This is a genomic window from Pseudomonas sp. PICF141 (assembly GCF_002286815.1).
Taxonomy (GTDB): domain Bacteria; phylum Pseudomonadota; class Gammaproteobacteria; order Pseudomonadales; family Pseudomonadaceae; genus Aquipseudomonas.
In genome coordinates, this window is record NZ_MUNM01000050.1 from 105,637 (window position 1) to 125,181 (window position 19,545).

A 19,545-nucleotide genomic window follows, 5' to 3' on the forward strand; every position below is an offset into this window, starting at 1 on the left:
TGCTATTGAACACGTGGGGTCCTGGGGTGATAGAAAATGTCATACACCCCGGTCTCACCCTCTAACCCCTGAGCGTCAAAGGCCGACAGGCGAACATGGTAAAAAAACGCTTTCAGCCCGCTGAACTTGACCTCTGGCGTGCTGGAAAACTGCTCTTGCTTGATGTCCAGAAAGGCTGCGTCGGTGGCTACTTGAGCCCGATAACGCGTTGCCCCTTCGATGGGTTTCATGATCAATTGCCAGACAGGCACATTCCCCCTCTGACCGGCCTGCCCCAACAAACGTGGAGCGGGTAACAAGTCGGTTGGCGTCAGCACGCCTTGTTTCTGAATTCGCAACCCCTGGCGGGCCATGACCTGGACTTCGTCAGCTTCAACGCCCTTGGGGCGTTTGGCAACGGGCCGGGCAGGGCGGGGCCCCGACGTTTGTTCATCACGATTGACCGCCACTTGTCCATTCAGAACCTCAAGCAATGACTGACCAGTGTCATCGTTGCGCACCCGAAAGTGCGTACCCCGTACGCCCAGGACACCGACCGGAGTGACAATCTGAAAGCGATCATGGTCGCTGGCACGTTTGATCACATACGACTCAACCTGGCCCTGCTCAAGAATGACCTGAGGGATCGAATGTTCTTCATTGAGGTGCAGGGTGATATGGGAACTGGAGGGCAACACCACCCGCGCCCCATCGCCCAGGGACAGGCTGACAAATGCCGAAGGCGAGGTTTTGACGCCTTCCTGCTCGTCGATCGACATACCTTCCTGCAACGGCGTCTGCTTGCCTTTGACATCCAGTTTCCAGGCTTCGCCGGTCAGATGTTCGACCGTTGCCGGCAGCGGTTGACCACGGCATTGTTGGTTCTGATCGATATAAGGCAGACGTTTTGCCGAGGCGACAGCGGCTGATGCACTGTGAGCGAACAATCCCGCCAGGCCAGCCATCAGTAAAAGACAGACGCCAGAACGGCGTGGGAGCAATAAGGTCATGGGGTTCATGGATTGGCTTTTATGCTCTGATGAAAATCACGCCGGATAACGCACACGCGTATTCGACGCACGATACCTGAGCGGATGCTCTGGCAGATAGCCATGAAGCAAAGGATATCGAAGATGACACATCCTTGTGTCGGCACCGAGCAGGCACTCCGTGTATTTCCCCTGAACAGGGTACCGCCGAAAACCGGCAATCGACGGTCCTGTAAAGTTGACTTGGCGCTCCCTGCGCCGGAGCACATCCCAATGCCCCTGTGCCGCTCAGCGACAACGAATTTACCGATATAAGTGACCTTTGCAGCAATTCGCCACAATTGTTCAGATTCCATCAATCAGCCTAAACTCCCGCAGGATTTTTACTTTGCACCACGAGATGAAGGAACTACTCGGCATGCGTGTCGCAATACTGGATGACGAGCCCGCTGAACTGCGCCGGGTTGAACAGACACTGCGACAGATCTCCGTCACGGGTGAACAAGCGTGGACGCTGCATTGTTTCGAGCGGGGAGAGGACTTGCGACGCCAACTTCGGCGGGAGACCTTCGACCTGCTGATCCTCGATTGGCAACTGCCCGATATCAGCGGGCTCGCTTTGTTGCGCTGGACCCGCGAACACATGGACGTGCCACCCGCCGCGATCATGCTCACCAGTCGCGATACCGAAAGCGATATCGTCCAGGCGTTGAACGCCGGGGCCGATGATTACGTGAGCAAACCGTTTCGTCCTAACGAGCTGATGGCGCGGGTCAGCGCGGTGCTTCGCCGGCATGGGCTGCAACGCGCCGCGGCTACCGAAATACTGACCTTCAATGACCTCGAATTCGACGACGCCGAACTCACCGTCACCCGCGCCGCCATCCCCATCAGCCTGACCGAACGGGAATACCGTCTCGCTCGCTGCCTGTTCGCCAATCTGGGCCGACCTTTGTCCCGTGAATACTTATATGAACGCTTTTGGACCCACGAAGAAATAACATCTTCCCGCCCACTGGATACGCATATCTATCGCCTGCGCAACAAGCTGGGCCTGACGGCTGATCGCGGTTGGCAACTGCTGACGATTTACGGGTATGGGTATCGGCTTGAGAGGGTCGCCAACGCTAACGCCTGATGTCTTTTCGGCGATCACAAAAAAGGCCAGCGCTAAGCGTTGGCCTTTTTTTGTTGGAGCAGTCCTGCCGGATCAGAAGTCCAGGTTGGAAACCGCCAGAGCGTTACTTTCGATGAAGTCACGACGAGGTTCGACCGCATCACCCATCAGGGTGTTGAAGATCTGGTCGGCGCCAATGGCGTCTTCGATGGTCACTTTGAGCATCCGTCGCTGGCTAGGGTCCATGGTGGTTTCCCATAGCTGATCCGGGTTCATTTCGCCCAGACCTTTGTAGCGCTGGATGGTATGACGCTTGGTGCTTTCCGCCATCAGCCATTCAAGTGCTTCCTTGAATTCGGTAACCGGCTTCTTGCGCTCGCCGCGCTGGATGTACGCGCCGTCGTCCAGCAAGGTGCTCAATTGAGCGCCCAACGACACGACCGTCTTGTAATCGTTACTGCCGAAGAAATCGCGGTTGAAGGTGATGTAGTTCGAGAGGCCGTGGGAGATCAGCTCGACCTCAGGCAACCAGACGTTACGTTCACGGTCTTCACGCAGGCTGGCTTTGTAAACCAGGCCGGATTTCTCGACGGTGCGCAGGCGAACTTCGAACTGAGCCATCCAATCCTGCATCGCTGCATGATCCGACAGTTGCTCCATGCTCACCGCTGGCAGGTAGATGAAGTGCTCGGTCAGTTCCTGTGGGTACAGGCGCGACAGACGCTTGAGGGTCTTCATTACCAGACGGAAGTCATTGACCAGACGCTCGAGGGCTTCGCCGGAGATACCCGGGGCTTCTTCGTTCAGGTGCAGGCTCGCGTCTTCCAGGGCCGACTGCGTCATGTACTCTTCCATGGCGTCGTCGTCTTTGATGTATTGCTCCTGCTTGCCTTTCTTGACCTTGTACAGCGGCGGCTGAGCGATGTAGATGTAACCGCGCTCGATCAACTCCGGCAACTGACGGAAGAAGAAGGTCAGCAAGAGGGTACGGATGTGCGAACCGTCGACGTCAGCATCGGTCATGATGATGATGTTGTGATAACGCAACTTGTCGATGTTGTACTCGTCGCGGCCAATGCCGCAGCCCAGCGCGGTGATCAAGGTGCCCACTTCCTGCGAAGAGATCATCTTGTCGAAGCGTGCCTTTTCGACGTTCAGAATCTTGCCCTTGAGCGGCAGGATGGCTTGGGTGCGACGGTTGCGTCCCTGCTTGGCGGAGCCGCCAGCAGAGTCACCTTCCACGAGGTACAGCTCGGAGAGGGCAGGGTCTTTTTCCTGGCAGTCCGCCAGTTTGCCCGGCAGACCGGCGATGTCCAGCGCGCCTTTACGGCGAGTCATCTCACGGGCCTTGCGCGCCGCTTCACGCGCACGCGCCGCGTCGATCATCTTACCGACGACCAGCTTCGCTTCGTTCGGGTTCTCCAACAGGAAATCAGAGAAGTACTTGCCCATTTCCTGTTCGACCGCGGTCTTCACTTCGGAAGACACCAGCTTGTCCTTGGTCTGGGAGCTGAACTTCGGATCCGGCACCTTCACCGAAATGATCGCGGTCAGGCCTTCACGGGCATCGTCACCGGTAGTCGCAACCTTGTGCTTCTTCGCCAGGCCTTCAGCTTCGATGTAGGTGTTCAGGTTACGCGTCAGTGCGGAACGGAAACCCACCAGGTGAGTACCGCCATCACGCTGTGGAATGTTGTTGGTGAAGCACAACAGGTTCTCGTTGAAGCTGTCGTTCCACTGCAAGGCGATTTCTACGCCGATGCCGTCTTCACGCTGGATATTGAAATGGAACACCTGGTTGACCGGAGTCTTGTTGGTGTTCAGGTATTCAACGAACGCACGCAGACCGCCTTCGTACTTGAACAGTTCTTCCTTGCCGCTACGCTCATCCTTGAGGACGATGCCGACACCGGAGTTGAGGAAAGACAGTTCACGGATCCGCTTGGCCAGGATGTCCCAGCTGAAGTGGATGTTCTTGAAGGTTTCGCTGGAAGCCTTGAAATGAATCTGGGTGCCGGTAGTTTCGCTGTCGCCGACGATCTTCATCGGTTCTTGCGGAACGCCGTGAACGTAGGTCTGCTCCCAGATCTTGCCGCTGCGGCGAACGGTCAGTACCAGTTGTTCAGACAGGGCATTCACCACCGATACACCTACGCCGTGCAGACCGCCGGATACCTTGTAGGAGTTATCGTCGAACTTACCGCCAGCATGCAGAACGGTCATGATGACCTCGGCTGCGGAAACGCCTTCTTCTTTATGCACGTCTACCGGGATGCCACGGCCGTTGTCGCGAACGGTGATGGATTCATCCGGGTGGATAATGATGCTGATGTCGTCGCAATGGCCGGCCAAAGCTTCGTCGATCGAGTTATCGACCACCTCGAACACCATGTGGTGCAGACCACTGCCATCGTCGGTGTCACCAATGTACATACCGGGACGTTTGCGTACGGCATCCAGGCCTTTCAGCACTTTAATGCTCGTTGAGTCGTACGTATTTTCTTCGCTCAATGCCTTCACTCCCGATGGTCGTGGGTCTGGGTGATACGGCCCTGTTCCACGTGGAACAGAGCGACTGGCGTTTCCGTCTGCCAGCCTTCCCTCAATAATTCGTGATCTACACAGGTGATAAAGACCTGGCAGCGTAAGTCTTCCAGCAAGCGGCAAAGCGCGCGACGGTGGTGCTCGTCCAGTTCGGACGGCAGGTCATCCACCAGATAAATACACTGGCCGCGACGGGCCTGGCTAACCAGGTGCCCTTGGGCGATCCGCAATGCACAGACCACCAACTTTTGCTGACCACGAGACAAGATGTCCGCAGCATTATGTGCGCCCAGTCTAAGACGCAAATCAGCACGTTGTGGTCCCGCTTGGGTATGACCCATTTGCTGATCCCGTTGAAGGGACCCGGCGAGCACTGCACTCAACTCACGGTCTTTGTCCCAACCTCGGTAATAGCTGAGCGTTAAGCCTTCGAGCTCAACCAGTTCGCTCAAGGTCTGTTCAAAGACTGGTTTCAAGGCTTTGATGTAAGCGCGGCGGTATTCATCTATTTCAGCGCTGGCCTGACACAGTTCCCTGTCCCAAACCGCTTGCGAAACGGCGTCAAGTGTACCATGTCGCAGCCAAGAGTTTCTCTGGCGCAAGGCCTTCTGCAAGCGCTGCCACGTAGACATGAATCGGGGTTCCACGTGGAACACACCCCAGTCGAGAAACTGTCGGCGAATTTTCGGCGCCCCTTCCAGCAGGCGGAAGCTGTCCGGGTTGATCAGCTGCAACGGCAGGATTTCTGCAAGTTGCGCAGCACTGCGGGCGTTCTGCCCGTCGATCCGGATCTGGAACTCACCTTGCCGGTCACGAGATATCCCCAACGCGCTCTGTCCCCCCTCGGCCAGTTCAACCTGGCCAAACACCGTACACGCCAATTGCTCGTATTGGATGACGGGTAACAGACGGCTACTGCGAAACGAACGGGCAAGCCCCAGCAGATGAATGGCTTCCAGGACACTGGTTTTGCCGCTGCCGTTGGCGCCGTAAAGAATGTTGATTCGGGGAGAGGGGGAGAAGGTCACCGGGTGCAGATTGCGCACCGCGGTGACCGAGACGCGACTTAAGGACATCTAGGTTCTGCTGAGCATGATTACAGACGCATCGGCATGACAACATAGGCCGAGTCGTCGTTGTCGGACTCTTGTACCAGCGCACTGCTGTTGGAGTCGGACAGAATCAAACGAACCTGCTCGGTGGTCATCACGCCCAGTACGTCGAGCAGGTAGCTCACGTTAAAACCGATTTCCAGAGAGCCGCCGTTGTACTCAACACCCACTTCTTCTTCCGCTTCCTCCTGTTCCGGGTTGTTCGCCTGGATCTTCAACTGACCATTGGCCAACTGCAGGCGGATACCCCGGTATTTTTCGTTGGAAAGGATCGCGGTACGGCTAAACGCTTCACGCAAGGCCTGGCGATCGCCCAGTACCAGCTTGTCGCCACCTTTTGGCAGAACACGCTCGTAGTCAGGGAATTTGCCGTCGACCAGTTTCGAGGTGAAGGTGAATTCGCCGGTGGTAGCACGGATGTGGTGTTGGCCCAAGACGATGCTGACATTACCGTCCGGCTCGGTCAGCAAACGCGCCAATTCCAGAATACCTTTGCGCGGTACGATCACCTGATGACGATCCGGTTGGCCGATATCGGCCTGCATCGAGCACATCGCCAAACGGTGACCGTCAGTAGCCACGGCGCGGATGACGCCAGCGGAGACTTCCAGCAGCATGCCGTTGAGGTAGTAGCGTACGTCTTGCTGCGCCATGGCGAAGCTGGTGCGTTCGATCAAACGACGCAATTTGCTTTGCTCAAGGCTGCAAGTCAGCGAGCCTGGGCCTTCTTCCACCGTCGGGAAGTCATTGGCCGGCAGGGTCGACAGGGTAAAGCGACTACGGCCGGCCTTCACCACAAGCTTCTGCTCATCGACCTTGATGTCGATCAGCGCATCGTTCGGCAAGCTCTTGCAGATGTCCATCAGCTTGCGCGCAGGCACAGTGATGGAACCCGGGTCCGCAGGCTCTTCGAGTTGTACACGACCGACCAGCTCGACTTCCAGGTCGGTACCGGTCAGCGACAGTTGCTGGCCTTCGACAACCAGCAGCACGTTGGAAAGCACCGGCAAGGTCTGGCGGCGCTCGACGACGCCTGCGACCAGTTGCAGGGGTTTCAACAGGGCTTCGCGTTGAATGGTGAAATGCATGGTCTAGTCCCTTGCCTTAATAAGCTGCGCTGATGTTCATCAAGTAGTCAATGTACGCAGCAGGTTCTTATAGTCCTCGCGGATGTCCGCGTCGGATTCCTTAAGCTCGTTGATCTTGCGGCAGGCGTGCAAAACAGTCGTGTGATCGCGGCCGCCAAACACATCGCCGATTTCCGGCAGGCTGTGGTTGGTCAGTTCCTTGGACAACGCCATGGCGACCTGACGCGGACGTGCCACCGAGCGTGAACGACGCTTGGACAGCAAGTCGGAGATCTTGATCTTGTAATACTCGGCGACGGTGCGTTGGATGTTATCCACAGACACCAGTTTGTCTTGCAGCGCCAACAAATCTTTCAGGGATTCGCGAATCAGCTCAATGGTGATATCGCGGCCCATGAAGTGCGAGTGGGCGATCACGCGTTTGAGCGCGCCTTCCAGTTCGCGAACGTTGGAGCGAATACGCTGGGCAATGAAGAACGCTGCATCATGGGGCAGCTCGACTTTGGCCTGGTCGGCCTTTTTCATCAGGATCGCCACGCGGGTTTCCAGCTCTGGCGGCTCGACGGCAACCGTCAGGCCCCAGCCGAAACGTGACTTCAGGCGTTCTTCAAGACCTTCGATTTCTTTTGGATAGCGGTCACTGGTAAGAATGACCTGCTGACCACCTTCAAGCAGCGCGTTGAAGGTGTGGAAAAATTCTTCCTGGGAACGCTCCTTGCGAGCGAAGAATTGAATGTCATCGATCAGCAATGCATCCACCGAGCGGTAGAAACGCTTGAACTCGTTGATCGCATTCAGCTGCAAGGCCTTGACCATGTCCGCCACGAAACGCTCGGAATGCAGGTACACAACCTTGGCATTCGGATTCTTCTTTAACAGGTGGTTACCCACCGCGTGCATCAAGTGGGTTTTACCCAAGCCGACACCGCCGTAAAGAAAAAGCGGGTTATAGCCGTGCTTGGGGTTGTCTGCCACTTGCCAGGCCGCAGCCCGGGCCAGTTGGTTGGACTTGCCTTCGACGAAGTTCTCGAAGGTAAAGGTGCGGTTCAGGTAGCTGGTGTGCTTGAGCGCGCCTTCGACCTGCACCGTACGCTGTTCGGCGCGAACCGGAGCCTGCTGCGAACTGGCGCCGGCCATTGGATCGAAGCTGTCGCGGGACGGCTCTTCACTGACCTCAGCTACTTTTTGGGTCGCACGCTTGGTCGAGGCGGGTGCCGGGGCTGGCGCCGGAGCACTGACAGGCGCCTGAGCGGCCTGAGCCTGGGACGCCGCGGCGGCCAACGGTGCGTTCGGTGCCGCACGCGGTGCCGAACTGCGTTTGCTGCCTATTAATAAGGAAAGCGCCGGCGCCAGGCCATTGCCATGCTCATCGAGCAGTTCAAGGACGCGGCCCAGGTACTTTTCATTGACCCAGTCGAGAACAAAACGATTCGGCGCGTAGACACGCAGCTCGTCGCCTTCGGCTTCGACCTGTAGTGGACGGATCCAAGTGTTGAATTGTTGGGCAGGCAGCTCATCGCGCAAAAGCTCTACGCACTGCTGCCAAAGTTCCACTGACACGGATATCCCCTAAGTTGAAAGCCGGTGAGGCAAAAACAAGCGGTCATTGTAGCGACCAGACGTCCACTTATCCACATGCAGGTTGCGCACAGCACATGATTTATCAACGCGTTAACCCTCGAAAAGAAGACCAACGGTATGTGCATAAGCTCTGTGGATAACCGCCCTTGAGGACACTGGACAAGTGGGGGCGAAACTCGGTGGATAACCTGCCTGTGGATAACTGACCTTTCCACCCACAGCTTTTCCGACAGCGCAGCACAGGCTGATCACCGTTTTCCACTGTAGTTGTCATTCTCTGTACATCACGGTTTATAAGGGCTAAATGAAGTTATCCACAGATGATCGTGCCTCTAGCTTTTATAAGCTTTACAGAAAAGCTTTAAATAATTCCCTTCTTTATTTTTATATTTGGCGAACGACCTTGGCCGAGCAAATCGTCTGGAGATCTATTTATAAGGAAACGCTGGTTGGAAATTGACCTAGAGGCTTGCTTTCTCTAGAATCCCCGGTCTCTTAAAACGGGGGCCATTCCGGCCCGTTGTGGACGAACCAGGTAACACGACAATGAAACGTACTTTCCAACCAAGCACTATCAAACGCGCTCGTACCCACGGTTTCCGTGCTCGCATGGCTACCAAGAACGGTCGTGCCGTCCTGTCGCGTCGTCGCGCCAAAGGTCGTGCGCGTCTGGCAGTTTGATAATCCGGCACTGGAGGTGAGTCAGGACTTCAGTCGGGAAAAGCGTCTGCTGACCCCCCGGCATTTCAAGGCAGTCTTTGACTCCCCTACCGGCAAGGTTCCGGGGAAAAATCTCCTGCTCCTTGCGCGCAATAACGATCTTGATCACCCCCGTCTCGGGCTGGTTATCGGGAAAAAGAGCGTAAAGCTCTCCGTCGAGCGCAATCGCCTCAAACGTCTGATGCGCGAATCGTTTCGCCTGAACCAGGATTTACTGGTCGGTTGGGACATCGTTATCGTCGCGCGCAAAGGTTTGGGTGACGTAGAAAGCCCCGAATTGATTCAGCATTTCGACAAACTCTGGAAACGTCTGGCACGCAGCAAGCCGGTACCAGCAGTCAAAACCGAAACTGCAGGGGTAGACAGCACCGATGCGTAAACTGGCACTCGTTCCGATCCAGTTTTATCGCTATGCCATCAGTCCCCTGATGGCCAGTCACTGTCGTTTCTACCCCAGTTGTTCCTGCTACGCGTATGAAGCCATAGAAAATCATGGCCTTCTGCGCGGTGGCTGGCTGACCTTTCGTCGTTTAGGTCGCTGTCATCCGTGGAATCCCGGTGGTTATGACCCGGTTCCATCTATCCCTACCTCCCGTTCTTCTTCGATGGCCGAGTAATCATGGATATCAAACGCACGATCCTGATCGTCGCCCTGGCAATCGTGTCCTACGTTATGGTTCTTAAATGGAACCAGGACTATGGCCAGGCTGCCCTGCCGACTCAGAATGTTGCTTCCAGTACTACCGCACCGGGTCTACCGGATACGGCGACTGGCAATAATGCTTCTGTCAGTGACGACATTCCACGCGCCACAAGCGATACCAGTGCAACTGCACCTGCTGAAACACCAGTAGCTGCAAGCAAAGACCTCATCCAGATCAAAACGGATGTGCTCAACCTGGCAATCGATCCACAAGGTGGTGATGTTGCCCAGTTGACGTTGCCGCTGTATCCACGTCGCCAGGATCATCCGGATATTCCATTCCAGCTGTTTGATAATGGCAACGAGCGGACGTATCTGGCTCAGAGCGGGCTGATTGGCACCAACGGTCCGGACGCAAGTCCTGCCGGTCGTCCGGTTTATTCCTCCGAGAAGAAGGTTTATCAACTGGCTGACGGTCAGGACCAATTGGTCGTAGACCTGAAGTTCAGCAAGGACGGCGTCAACTACATCAAGCGTTTCACGCTCAAACGTGGCCTGTACGACGTAACCGTTTCCTACTTGATCGACAACCAGAGCGCTCAGCCCTGGTCCGGTGCCATGTTCGCGCAATTGAAGCGTGATGCCAGCTCCGATCCTTCTTCCAGCACCGCCACCGGCACCGCGACTTACCTGGGCGCCGCCCTGTGGACAAGTAACGAGCCGTACAAGAAAGTGTCGATGAGCGACATGGACAAGGCTCAGCTGAAAGAAACCGTTACAGGTGGTTGGGTTGCCTGGTTGCAACACTACTTTGTGACTGCATGGATTCCGGTCAAGGGCGAAAACAACATCGTCCAGACCCGTAAAGACAGCAAAGGCAACTACATCATCGGCTACACCGCCCCGGCAATGACTGTCGCGCCAGGTGCAAAAGCCGAAACCAGCGCCGTTCTGTACGCAGGTCCGAAAAGCCAGGCTGTCCTGAAAGAGTTGTCCCCAGGTCTGGAACTGACCGTCGATTACGGCATTCTGTGGTTCATTGCCCAGCCAATCTTCTGGTTGCTGCAACATATCCACGCGCTGGTCGGTAACTGGGGCTGGTCGATCATCTTCCTGACCATGCTGATCAAGGGGATTTTCTTCCCTCTGTCGGCTGCCAGCTACAAATCCATGGCGCGCATGCGTGCAGTGGCACCGAAACTGGCTGCGCTGAAAGAGCAACATGGCGACGACCGGCAGAAAATGTCGCAAGCCATGATGGAGCTGTACAAGAAAGAGAAGATCAATCCGCTGGGTGGCTGCTTGCCAATCCTGGTGCAGATGCCGGTTTTCCTTTCGCTGTACTGGGTTCTGCTGGAAAGCGTGGAAATGCGCCAGGCGCCGTTCATGCTGTGGATTACTGACCTGTCGATCAAGGATCCGTTCTTCATTCTGCCGATCATCATGGGCGCAACCATGTTCATCCAGCAGCAGTTGAACCCGACTCCTCCGGATCCGATGCAGGCGAAGGTCATGAAAATGATGCCAATCATCTTCACTTTCTTCTTCCTGTGGTTCCCGGCAGGTCTGGTGCTGTACTGGGTAGTGAACAACGTATTGTCGATCGCCCAACAGTGGTACATCACGCGTAAGATCGAAGCGGCTACCAAAAAAGCCGAGGCGTAACTTACTCTGTGGATAACCACTCAAAACGCCCCCTAGTGGGGCGTTTTGCTATCTGTCACTTTTGTCTGGATACCGGTTTATGAGCGTTCCTCGCGAAACCATCGCCGCCGTCGCCACCGCTCAAGGTCGCGGGGGTGTGGGCATTGTCCGTATTTCCGGGCCGCTGGCGAGTCTGGCGGCCAAGGCCATCAGCGGTCGCGAACTGAAACCGCGGTTTGCCCATTACGGCCCATTTTTCAGTGCAAACGAAGAGGTGCTGGACGAAGGCATCGCGCTTTATTTTCCGGGGCCAAACTCGTTCACCGGCGAAGATGTGCTTGAACTGCAGGGTCACGGCGGGCCGATCGTTCTGGATATGTTGCTCAAGCGTTGCCTGGAACTGGGCTGTCGCCTGGCCCGGCCGGGGGAATTCAGCGAGCGCGCGTTCCTTAACGACAAGCTCGATCTGGCTCAGGCCGAAGCCATTGCCGACCTGATCGAGGCAAGTTCCGCGCAGGCGGCACGAAACGCCCTGCGTTCGTTGCAAGGTGCGTTTTCCCAGCGTGTGCATAACCTCACTGAGCAACTGATAGGCCTGCGTATTTACGTCGAAGCAGCCATCGACTTCCCGGAAGAAGAAATCGACTTCCTCGCCGATGGCCATGTCCTGAGCATGCTCGACAAAGTGCGCGACGAATTATCCACAGTGCTGCGTGAGGCCGGGCAGGGGGCCTTGTTGCGTGACGGCATGACCGTGGTGATCGCCGGCCGGCCGAATGCCGGCAAGTCCAGCCTGCTGAATGCCTTGGCCGGGCGTGAAGCCGCAATCGTGACTGAGATTGCCGGTACGACCCGGGATATTCTTCGCGAACATATCCACATCGATGGCATGCCGTTGCACGTGGTCGACACTGCCGGCTTGCGCGATACCGATGATCAGGTGGAAAAAATTGGCGTCGAACGGGCATTGAAAGCCATCGGTGAGGCCGATCGGGTCTTGCTGGTGGTCGATGCCACGGCTCCCGAGGCTCTTGATCCCTTTGCCTTGTGGCCTGAATTTCTCGAAACCCGCCCGGACCCGGCAAAAGTTACCCTTATCCGCAACAAGGCTGATCTGACAGGGGAAGCCATCGCTCTGGAAGTCAGTGGCGATGGCCACGTCACCATCAGTCTCAGTGCCAAATCTGCCGGCATGGGATTGGAACTGTTACGCGAACATCTCAAGGCCTGCATGGGTTACGAGCAGACCTCCGAAAGCAGCTTCAGTGCTCGCAGGCGTCACCTTGAGGCACTGCGTCATGCGAGCGCGTCGCTTGAGCACGGTCGTGCGCAACTGACATTAGCGGGTGCCGGTGAACTGCTGGCCGAAGATTTACGGCAGGCGCAGCACTCTTTGGGCGAAATCACCGGCGCATTCAGCTCCGATGATCTGCTGGGAAGGATCTTTTCCAGCTTCTGTATCGGTAAATAGCTCCTTCAGCTGTTCACAGACAGGCCATTGAGGCCTGTCTGTCCTCTCCTTTTCTGAAATTTTCCTTCAGTGCCGAGCAGATTCTTTGCTTGAGCGGATTTCCCTTGCCCGGAATTTGCCCGTTCGGCGGCTTTCCTGTGGATTAAGCCCTGTGAATAAGTGTCGCTAAGGGCAGTTGATAACAGGGCCTCAAAACTGAAGATAACCGCCTCTGTGGATAACCACCCCTTTCATCCACAGGCTTACACCGGTTATCCAAGGGCCTCATTGGCACATGACCACAGGGTTTTGAATCTCTGTACATATTGAAAATAAAGGGCTGTATCAATCTATCCACAGAAAGGTGGTTCAGTAGAAATAAACATAAAAACAAAGATTTAATAAATTTCTCTCTTTTTAATTTCTATAACCTCGACTTCTCCACAGCTGGTTAAATTTTGTGCAAAGGGTTCTTTAGGAAGGGCGAAGTCCCTATACTTGCCGACCAGGTCCAAAAACCTGAGATCAAACTATTTCCGGATTACCTGACTGAAGCAGGCACGAGGTGCGTGGTGGATTTCCCTTCCCGTTTTGAAGTGATCGTCATCGGCGGCGGTCATGCCGGTACCGAGGCAGCACTTGCATCAGCACGTATGGGGGCAAAAACCCTGTTGCTGACGCATAACGTGGAAACCCTCGGTGCCATGAGTTGCAACCCCGCCATTGGCGGGATCGGCAAAAGCCATCTGGTTAAAGAAATCGATGCCCTCGGCGGCGCGATGGCCATGGCTACCGATAAAGGTGGTATTCAGTTTCGCGTATTGAACAGCCGCAAAGGCCCTGCCGTGCGTGCAACCCGCGCTCAGGCCGATCGGGTTTTGTACAAGGCCGCTGTCCGCGAAGCTCTGGAAAACCAGCCGAACCTGTGGATATTTCAACAAGCTGCGGATGATCTGATTGTCGAGCAGGAACAAGTGCGTGGTGTTGTCACCCAAATGGGTCTGCGTTTCTTCGCCGATTCCGTGGTGTTGACCACCGGTACCTTCCTTGGTGGACTTATCCACATCGGCATGCAGAATTATTCCGGCGGTCGCGCCGGTGATCCGCCATCGATTGCCCTCGCGCATCGTCTGCGTGAACTGCCATTGCGTGTCGGTCGCCTGAAAACCGGTACACCGCCACGTATCGACGGTCGCACTGTGGATTTCTCGGTGATGACCGAGCAAGCGGGGGATACGCCGATTCCGGTGATGTCGTTCATGGGCTCCAAAGAGCAGCATCCGCAACAGGTCAGCTGCTGGATTACCCACACCAACGCCCGTACCCACGAAATCATTGCTTCGAACCTTGATCGTTCGCCGATGTATTCCGATGCGGGGTTGATCGAAGGCATCGGTCCGCGTTATTGCCCATCGATCGAAGACAAGATCCACCGTTTTGCTGACAAGGAAAGTCACCAGGTCTTCATCGAGCCGGAAGGTTTGACCACCCATGAGCTGTACCCGAACGGGATATCCACATCCCTGCCGTTCGACGTGCAATTGCAGATCGTGCAATCGATCCGCGGCATGGAAAACGCACACATCGTTCGTCCGGGCTACGCCATCGAATACGACTACTTCGACCCGCGTGACCTGAAGTACAGCCTGGAAACCAAAGTGATTGGCGGTCTGTTCTTCGCCGGGCAAATCAACGGCACCACCGGTTACGAAGAAGCTGGCGCCCAAGGTTTGCTGGCCGGAGCCAACGCCGCCCTGCGTGCTCAGGGCAAAGATGCCTGGTGCCCGCGTCGCGACGAAGCGTACATCGGCGTTCTGGTCGATGACCTGATTACCCTGGGAACCCAGGAACCGTACCGGATGTTCACGTCCCGCGCCGAATACCGTTTGATCCTGCGCGAAGACAACGCCGACCTGCGCCTGACCGAAAAAGGTCGCGAATTGGGTCTGGTGGATGACGTGCGTTGGGCTGCGTTCTGCAAGAAACGCGAAAGCATCGATCTGGAAGAGCAACGCCTGAAAAGTACCTGGGTTCGCCCGGGCACCGAGCAGGGCGATGCGATTTCCGAGAAGTTCGGCACGCCGCTGACCCACGAATACAATTTGCTCAACCTGCTGAGCCGTCCGGAAATCGACTACGCTGGTCTGATCGCCGTGACCGGTGGGGGCGCAGAAGACCCACAAGTCGCCGAACAGGTCGAAATCAAGACCAAATACGCCGGTTACATTGATCGTCAACAGGATGAAATCGTGCGCCTGCGGGCCAGCGAAGACACCAAATTGCCTGTGGATATCGATTACACGAACATCTCCGGTCTCTCGAAAGAGATCCAGAGCAAGCTCGGCGCGACCCGTCCAGAGACCCTGGGCCAGGCGTCGCGTATTCCGGGCGTGACCCCGGCAGCGATTTCGCTGTTGATGATTCATTTGAAAAAACGCGGCGCGGGCCGTCAGTTGGAGCAAAGCGCTTGAGTTCGTTGGTCACCTCGCAACACGCCGAAGAGTTATCCACAGGTGCTCGCCAGCTCGGTGTCAACCTGACGGACGCCCAGCATGCACAGCTGCTGGGTTATCTGGCCCTGTTGATAAAATGGAACAAGGCCTACAACCTCACGGCCGTGCGTGATCCGGACGAAATGGTTTCCCGACATTTGCTCGATAGCCTCAGCGTCATGTCCTTCATCGAAAACGGCCGCTGGCTGGATGTGGGCAGTGGCGGCGGCATGCCCGGGATTCCCCTGGCGATCCTGTTTCCCGAGTCGCAAGTGACCTGCCTGGACAGTAACGGCAAGAAAACCCGCTTCCTGACCCAGGTCAAACTCGAACTCAAACTGGATAACCTGCAAGTTATCCACAGTCGCGTTGAAGCCTTCCAGCCTGAACAGCCATTCAACGGGATTATTTCCCGTGCGTTCAGCAGCATGGAGAACTTCAGCAACTGGACACGCCATTTGGGCGATACCGAAACACGTTGGCTGGCAATGAAGGGCGTTCATCCTGCTGATGAGCTGGTAGCATTGCCGGCAGACTTCCACCTCGATAGCGAACACGCCCTGGCCGTACCCGGTTGCCAAGGCCAACGCCATCTGCTGATACTGCGCCGCAGGGCATGATTGGGAACACAAGCAAGAATGGCTAAGGTATTCGCGATAGCGAACCAGAAGGGTGGTGTGGGCAAGACCACCACCTGCATCAACCTCGCAGCTTCCCTGGTCGCTACCAAGCGTCGGGTGCTGTTGATCGATCTTGATCCACAGGGCAACGCCACCATGGGTAGCGGTGTGGATAAACACGGCCTGGAAAATTCGGTCTACGACCTGCTGATCGGAGAATGCGATCTGGCCCAGGCCATGCACTATTCCGAACACGGTGGTTACCAGTTGCTGCCGGCCAACCGCGACCTGACGGCGGCCGAAGTGGTTCTGCTGGAAATGCAGATGAAGGAAAGCCGTCTGCGCAGTGCGTTGGCGCCGATCCGGGAAAACTACGATTACATTTTGATCGACTGCCCGCCGTCGCTGTCGATGTTGACGCTCAATGCGCTGGTTGCCGCCGACGGGGTGATTATCCCCATGCAGTGCGAGTACTTCGCGCTCGAAGGGTTGAGCGACCTTGTGGATAACATCAAGCGCATCGCCGAACTGCTAAACCCGAACCTGAAAGTCGAAGGCCTGTTGCGGACCATGTACGACCCGCGCCTGAGCCTGATGAACGACGTATCGGCGCAGCTCAAGGAACACTTCGGCGATCAGCTCTATGACACCGTCATTCCACGCAACATCCGTCTGGCCGAAGCGCCCAGCTATGGCATGCCGGCGCTGGCGTATGACAAATCATCGCGGGGCGCGATTGCCTATCTGGCATTGGCGGGCGAGATGGTTCGCCGTCAGCGCAAAAACTCACGCACCGCCGCTGCTCAGGCAACTTAAGGAATCCCCATGGCCGTCAAGAAACGAGGTCTCGGACGTGGACTGGATGCACTGCTGAGTGGTCCGACCGTCAGCTCGCTGGAAGAGCAAGCGGTACAAGCCGACCAGCGTGAGCTGCAGCACCTGCCCCTGGACCTGATCCAGCGTGGCAAGTACCAGCCGCGTCGGGACATGGATCCGCAAGCGCTGGAGGAGCTGGCGCAGTCGATCAGGGCCCAGGGCGTGATGCAGCCGATTGTGGTTCGCCCGATCGGCAGCGGGCGCTTCGAAATCATCGCCGGCGAACGCCGCTGGCGCGCCAGCCAGCAGGCTGGCCAGGAAACCATCCCGGCGATGGTTCGCGATGTGCCGGATGAAACCGCCATCGCCATGGCGCTGATCGAAAACATCCAGCGCGAAGACCTCAATCCGATCGAAGAAGCGGTGGCCTTGCAGCGTTTGCAGCAGGAATTCCAGCTGACTCAACAACAAGTGGCCGAGGCTGTGGGTAAATCCCGCGTCACCGTCGCCAATCTGTTGCGTCTGATTACGCTGCCGGAAGTCATCAAAACCATGCTGTCTCACGGCGATCTGGAAATGGGTCATGCCCGAGCCTTGCTTGGTTTGCCGGAAAATCAACAAGTTGAAGGGGCGCGACACGTTGTCGCACGGGGGCTGACCGTACGCCAGACTGAAGCACTGGTTCGCCAGTGGTTGAGTGACAAACCGGAGCCTGTTGAACCTGCAAAACCGGACCCGGATATCGCCCGGCTCGAGCAGCGTCTGGCCGAGCGCCTAGGCTCTGCGGTGCAGATCCGCCATGGAAAGAAGGGTAAGGGGCAGCTGGTGATCGGCTACAACTCTCTTGATGAACTTCAAGGTGTGCTCGCACACATCCGCTGAAACAATTCCTCATGTAGCGTGAAGTCGGAAATCACTACCTGACAGTTGAATAGGGGCAGAACCGCCCCTATACTCTGCGCGCATTTTGTCGGCACAAATTATGCCAAGTTATTGAATTCTGGCAGCCGACCATTGGGGAGCAAAAGAGATGGAAAACCGCACGCCAGACCGCTTGCCGTTCCATCGCCTGGCAGTTTTTCCGGTGTTAATGGCTCAATTTGTCGTTTTGCTGATCGCTGCTTTGGCGCTCTGGCAATGGCATGGAGTCGGTGCCGGGTACTCGGGACTCTGCGGAGGCCTGATAGCCTTGCTTCCCAATATTTATTTCGCTCACAGGGCATTCCGGTTTTCCGGTGCCCGAGCAGCTCAAGCCATCGTCCGGTCTTTTTATGCCGGCGAGGCGGGCAAACTGATTTTGACGGCAGTGCTGTTTGCATTGACGTTCGCAGGTGTGAAGCCATTGGCGCCGTTAGCAGTATTCGGCGTCTTCGTGCTGACCCAACTGGTTAGCTGGTTCGCTCCCCTGCTAATGAGAACAAGACTTTCGAGACCTTAGGGCGTTTGAGGCAACCATGGCAGAGACAACCGCTTCGGGCTATATCCAGCACCACTTGCAGAACCTGACCTTCGGTCAGCACCCAACCGGCGGGTGGGGTTTTGCCCACACCGCAGCAGAAGCCAAAGAAATGGGCTTCTGGGCTTTCCACGTCGATACACTCGGCTGGTCGGTCGCATTGGGTCTGATTTTCGTTTTTCTTTTCCGCATGGCGGCAAAGAAGGCGACTTCCGGTCAGCCTGGTGCTTTGCAGAACTTCGTTGAAGTATTGGTCGAATTCGTCGATGGCAGCGTGAAAGACAGCTTCCATGGCCGTAGCCCGGTGATTGCACCGTTGGCGCTGACCATCTTCGTCTGGGTCTTCCTGATGAACGCCGTCGACCTGATTCCGGTTGACTGGATTCCTCAAGTGGCCATGTTGATCTCCGGCGATTCGCACATTCCGTTCCGCGCCGTATCGACCACCGACCCGAACGCTACCCTGGGCATGGCCCTGTCGGTATTCGCGTTGATCATTTTCTACAGCATCAAGGTCAAGGGCATCGGCGGTTTCATCGGCGAACTGACCCTGCACCCGTTCGGCAGCAAGAACATCTTCGTTCAAGCCCTGCTGATTCCGGTGAACTTCCTGCTTGAATTCGTGACTCTGATTGCCAAGCCGATCTCGTTGGCACTGCGTCTGTTCGGCAACATGTATGCCGGTGAACTGGTCTTCATTCTGATTGCTGTGATGTTCGGCAGCGGTCTGCTCTGGCTCAGCGGCCTGGGCGTAGTTCTGCAGTGGGCGTGGGCTGTGTTCCACATCCTGATCATCACCCTGCAGGCGTTTATCTTCATGATGCTGACCATCGTTTACCTGTCGATGGCGCACGAACAGAACCATTAAGACCAGTCTCAGGCTGGTCTGATGTCCCACCCGGTAACACGGGTGGGTGCCCGAACAGGGCTATGAAACGATTTGTTTTACCCGCTTTAAAATCTAAAAAACCTAAACCATACGACGTAAAAGTCGGGAGGAAAGATGGAAACTGTAGTTGGTCTAACCGCTATCGCTGTTGCACTGTTGATCGGCCTGGGCGCACTGGGTACCGCAATTGGTTTCGGCCTGTTGGGCGGCAAGTTCCTGGAAGGCGCTGCGCGTCAGCCAGAAATGGTTCCAATGCTGCAAGTCAAAATGTTCATCGTTGCCGGTCTGCTCGACGCCGTAACCATGATCGGTGTTGGTATCGCTCTGTTCTTCACCTTTGCGAACCCGTTCGTTGGTCAGATCGCTGGCTAATTACTCGGATCTTCCGGGTAATTTGGTGTGATG

The 19,545-nt window shown here is 56.3% G+C and carries 18 protein-coding genes; 13 read left to right on the top strand and 5 right to left on the bottom strand.

All coding sequences use genetic code 11. From position 1 onward, the window contains the following. Window positions 1–2: 2 nt before the first annotated feature. The gene (locus tag BZL43_RS13450; protein WP_256582846.1) at window positions 3–944 is read right to left on the bottom strand and encodes a FecR domain-containing protein; all 942 of its coding nucleotides are present in this window, start codon (window positions 942–944) and stop codon (window positions 3–5) included. Between the two features lie 442 nt (window positions 945–1,386). Here BZL43_RS13450 and BZL43_RS13460 point away from each other — a divergent pair, with 442 nt between their 5' ends. Further along, the gene (locus BZL43_RS13460) at window positions 1,387–2,106 is read left to right on the top strand and encodes a response regulator transcription factor (RefSeq protein ID WP_095632762.1); all 720 of its coding nucleotides are present in this window, start codon (window positions 1,387–1,389) and stop codon (window positions 2,104–2,106) included. A 72-nt stretch (window positions 2,107–2,178) separates the two neighbouring features. Here the strand turns inward: BZL43_RS13460 and gyrB are convergent, their stop codons facing one another. Genes gyrB through dnaA form a run of 4 tightly spaced genes read right to left on the bottom strand, consistent with a single transcriptional unit; the run spans window position 2,179 to window position 8,389 of the window. Beyond that, the gene (gene gyrB / locus BZL43_RS13465) at window positions 2,179–4,596 is read right to left on the bottom strand and encodes a DNA topoisomerase (ATP-hydrolyzing) subunit B (protein WP_095632869.1); all 2,418 of its coding nucleotides are present in this window, start codon (window positions 4,594–4,596) and stop codon (window positions 2,179–2,181) included. A gap of 5 nt (window positions 4,597–4,601) precedes the next feature. Then, on the bottom strand, window positions 4,602–5,705 hold the full coding sequence (recF, locus tag BZL43_RS13470) for a DNA replication/repair protein RecF (RefSeq protein WP_095632763.1): 1,104 nt from the start codon (window positions 5,703–5,705) through the stop codon (window positions 4,602–4,604). Between the two features lie 20 nt (window positions 5,706–5,725). Further along, window positions 5,726–6,829, bottom strand: a complete 1,104-nt coding sequence (dnaN, locus tag BZL43_RS13475; RefSeq protein WP_030132563.1) for a DNA polymerase III subunit beta — start codon at window positions 6,827–6,829, stop codon at window positions 5,726–5,728. 39 nt (window positions 6,830–6,868) lie between these two features. Continuing rightward, window positions 6,869–8,389, bottom strand: a complete 1,521-nt coding sequence (gene dnaA / locus BZL43_RS13480) for a chromosomal replication initiator protein DnaA (protein ID WP_095632764.1) — start codon at window positions 8,387–8,389, stop codon at window positions 6,869–6,871. A gap of 567 nt (window positions 8,390–8,956) precedes the next feature. Here dnaA and rpmH point away from each other — a divergent pair. From rpmH to atpE, 12 genes are all read left to right on the top strand, one after another. Further along, entirely contained in the window at window positions 8,957–9,091 is a 135-nt protein-coding gene (gene rpmH / locus BZL43_RS13485; protein ID WP_003213577.1) for a 50S ribosomal protein L34, read from the top strand. 16 nt (window positions 9,092–9,107) lie between these two features. Continuing rightward, window positions 9,108–9,509 (top strand): ribonuclease P protein component, encoded by a 402-nt coding sequence (gene rnpA / locus BZL43_RS13490; RefSeq protein WP_218228034.1) that lies wholly within the window; start codon window positions 9,108–9,110, stop codon window positions 9,507–9,509. Beyond that, window positions 9,502–9,747, top strand: a complete 246-nt coding sequence (gene yidD, locus BZL43_RS13495) for a membrane protein insertion efficiency factor YidD (protein WP_052966011.1) — start codon at window positions 9,502–9,504, stop codon at window positions 9,745–9,747. Before rnpA ends, yidD begins: the two co-directional genes overlap by 8 nt. Before the next feature lie 2 nt (window positions 9,748–9,749). Further along, a complete protein-coding gene (gene yidC, locus BZL43_RS13500; protein WP_095632766.1) occupies window positions 9,750–11,438 on the top strand; it encodes a membrane protein insertase YidC in 1,689 nt (562 codons plus the stop codon). 79 nt (window positions 11,439–11,517) lie between these two features. Beyond that, window positions 11,518–12,888: a tRNA uridine-5-carboxymethylaminomethyl(34) synthesis GTPase MnmE gene (gene mnmE / locus BZL43_RS13505; RefSeq protein ID WP_095632767.1), complete on the top strand. Its 1,371-nt coding sequence runs from the start codon at window positions 11,518–11,520 to the stop codon at window positions 12,886–12,888. 551 nt (window positions 12,889–13,439) lie between these two features. Then, the gene (mnmG, locus tag BZL43_RS13515) at window positions 13,440–15,338 is read left to right on the top strand and encodes a tRNA uridine-5-carboxymethylaminomethyl(34) synthesis enzyme MnmG (protein ID WP_095632768.1); all 1,899 of its coding nucleotides are present in this window, start codon (window positions 13,440–13,442) and stop codon (window positions 15,336–15,338) included. Next, window positions 15,335–15,979, top strand: a complete 645-nt coding sequence (rsmG, locus tag BZL43_RS13520; RefSeq protein ID WP_095632769.1) for a 16S rRNA (guanine(527)-N(7))-methyltransferase RsmG — start codon at window positions 15,335–15,337, stop codon at window positions 15,977–15,979. Before mnmG ends, rsmG begins: the two co-directional genes overlap by 4 nt. Before the next feature lie 18 nt (window positions 15,980–15,997). Beyond that, window positions 15,998–16,795, top strand: a complete 798-nt coding sequence (locus BZL43_RS13525; protein ID WP_007934331.1) for a ParA family protein — start codon at window positions 15,998–16,000, stop codon at window positions 16,793–16,795. A 9-nt stretch (window positions 16,796–16,804) separates the two neighbouring features. Continuing rightward, window positions 16,805–17,677, top strand: a complete 873-nt coding sequence (locus BZL43_RS13530; RefSeq protein WP_095632770.1) for a ParB/RepB/Spo0J family partition protein — start codon at window positions 16,805–16,807, stop codon at window positions 17,675–17,677. A 148-nt stretch (window positions 17,678–17,825) separates the two neighbouring features. Beyond that, window positions 17,826–18,233 carry a F0F1 ATP synthase subunit I gene (locus tag BZL43_RS13535; RefSeq protein ID WP_095632771.1) on the top strand — a complete coding sequence of 136 codons (408 nt, stop codon included), beginning with the start codon at window positions 17,826–17,828 and terminating at the stop codon, window positions 18,231–18,233. Window positions 18,234–18,249: 16 nt separating this feature from the next. Continuing rightward, window positions 18,250–19,119 carry a F0F1 ATP synthase subunit A gene (atpB, locus tag BZL43_RS13540; RefSeq protein WP_095632772.1) on the top strand — a complete coding sequence of 290 codons (870 nt, stop codon included), beginning with the start codon at window positions 18,250–18,252 and terminating at the stop codon, window positions 19,117–19,119. 135 nt (window positions 19,120–19,254) lie between these two features. After that, window positions 19,255–19,512, top strand: a complete 258-nt coding sequence (gene atpE / locus BZL43_RS13545; RefSeq protein WP_003097235.1) for a F0F1 ATP synthase subunit C — start codon at window positions 19,255–19,257, stop codon at window positions 19,510–19,512. Window positions 19,513–19,545: the final 33 nt, after the last annotated feature.

What these genes read in the sequence shown, in the direction of transcription:
- BZL43_RS13450 (WP_256582846.1), bottom strand. Translation starts at nt 944, where the DNA reads ATGGCTGGCCTGGCGGGATTGTTCGCTCACAGTGCATCAGCCGCTGTC.
- BZL43_RS13460 (WP_095632762.1), top strand. Translation starts at nt 1,387, where the DNA reads ATGCGTGTCGCAATACTGGATGACGAGCCCGCTGAACTGCGCCGGGTT.
- recF (WP_095632763.1), bottom strand. Translation starts at nt 5,705, where the DNA reads ATGTCCTTAAGTCGCGTCTCGGTCACCGCGGTGCGCAATCTGCACCCG.
- dnaN (WP_030132563.1), bottom strand. Translation starts at nt 6,829, where the DNA reads ATGCATTTCACCATTCAACGCGAAGCCCTGTTGAAACCCCTGCAACTG.
- rpmH (WP_003213577.1), top strand. Translation starts at nt 8,957, where the DNA reads ATGAAACGTACTTTCCAACCAAGCACTATCAAACGCGCTCGTACCCAC.
- yidD (WP_052966011.1), top strand. Translation starts at nt 9,502, where the DNA reads ATGCGTAAACTGGCACTCGTTCCGATCCAGTTTTATCGCTATGCCATC.
- yidC (WP_095632766.1), top strand. Translation starts at nt 9,750, where the DNA reads ATGGATATCAAACGCACGATCCTGATCGTCGCCCTGGCAATCGTGTCC.
- mnmE (WP_095632767.1), top strand. Translation starts at nt 11,518, where the DNA reads ATGAGCGTTCCTCGCGAAACCATCGCCGCCGTCGCCACCGCTCAAGGT.
- BZL43_RS13525 (WP_007934331.1), top strand. Translation starts at nt 15,998, where the DNA reads ATGGCTAAGGTATTCGCGATAGCGAACCAGAAGGGTGGTGTGGGCAAG.
- BZL43_RS13530 (WP_095632770.1), top strand. Translation starts at nt 16,805, where the DNA reads ATGGCCGTCAAGAAACGAGGTCTCGGACGTGGACTGGATGCACTGCTG.
- BZL43_RS13535 (WP_095632771.1), top strand. Translation starts at nt 17,826, where the DNA reads ATGGAAAACCGCACGCCAGACCGCTTGCCGTTCCATCGCCTGGCAGTT.
- atpB (WP_095632772.1), top strand. Translation starts at nt 18,250, where the DNA reads ATGGCAGAGACAACCGCTTCGGGCTATATCCAGCACCACTTGCAGAAC.
- atpE (WP_003097235.1), top strand. Translation starts at nt 19,255, where the DNA reads ATGGAAACTGTAGTTGGTCTAACCGCTATCGCTGTTGCACTGTTGATC.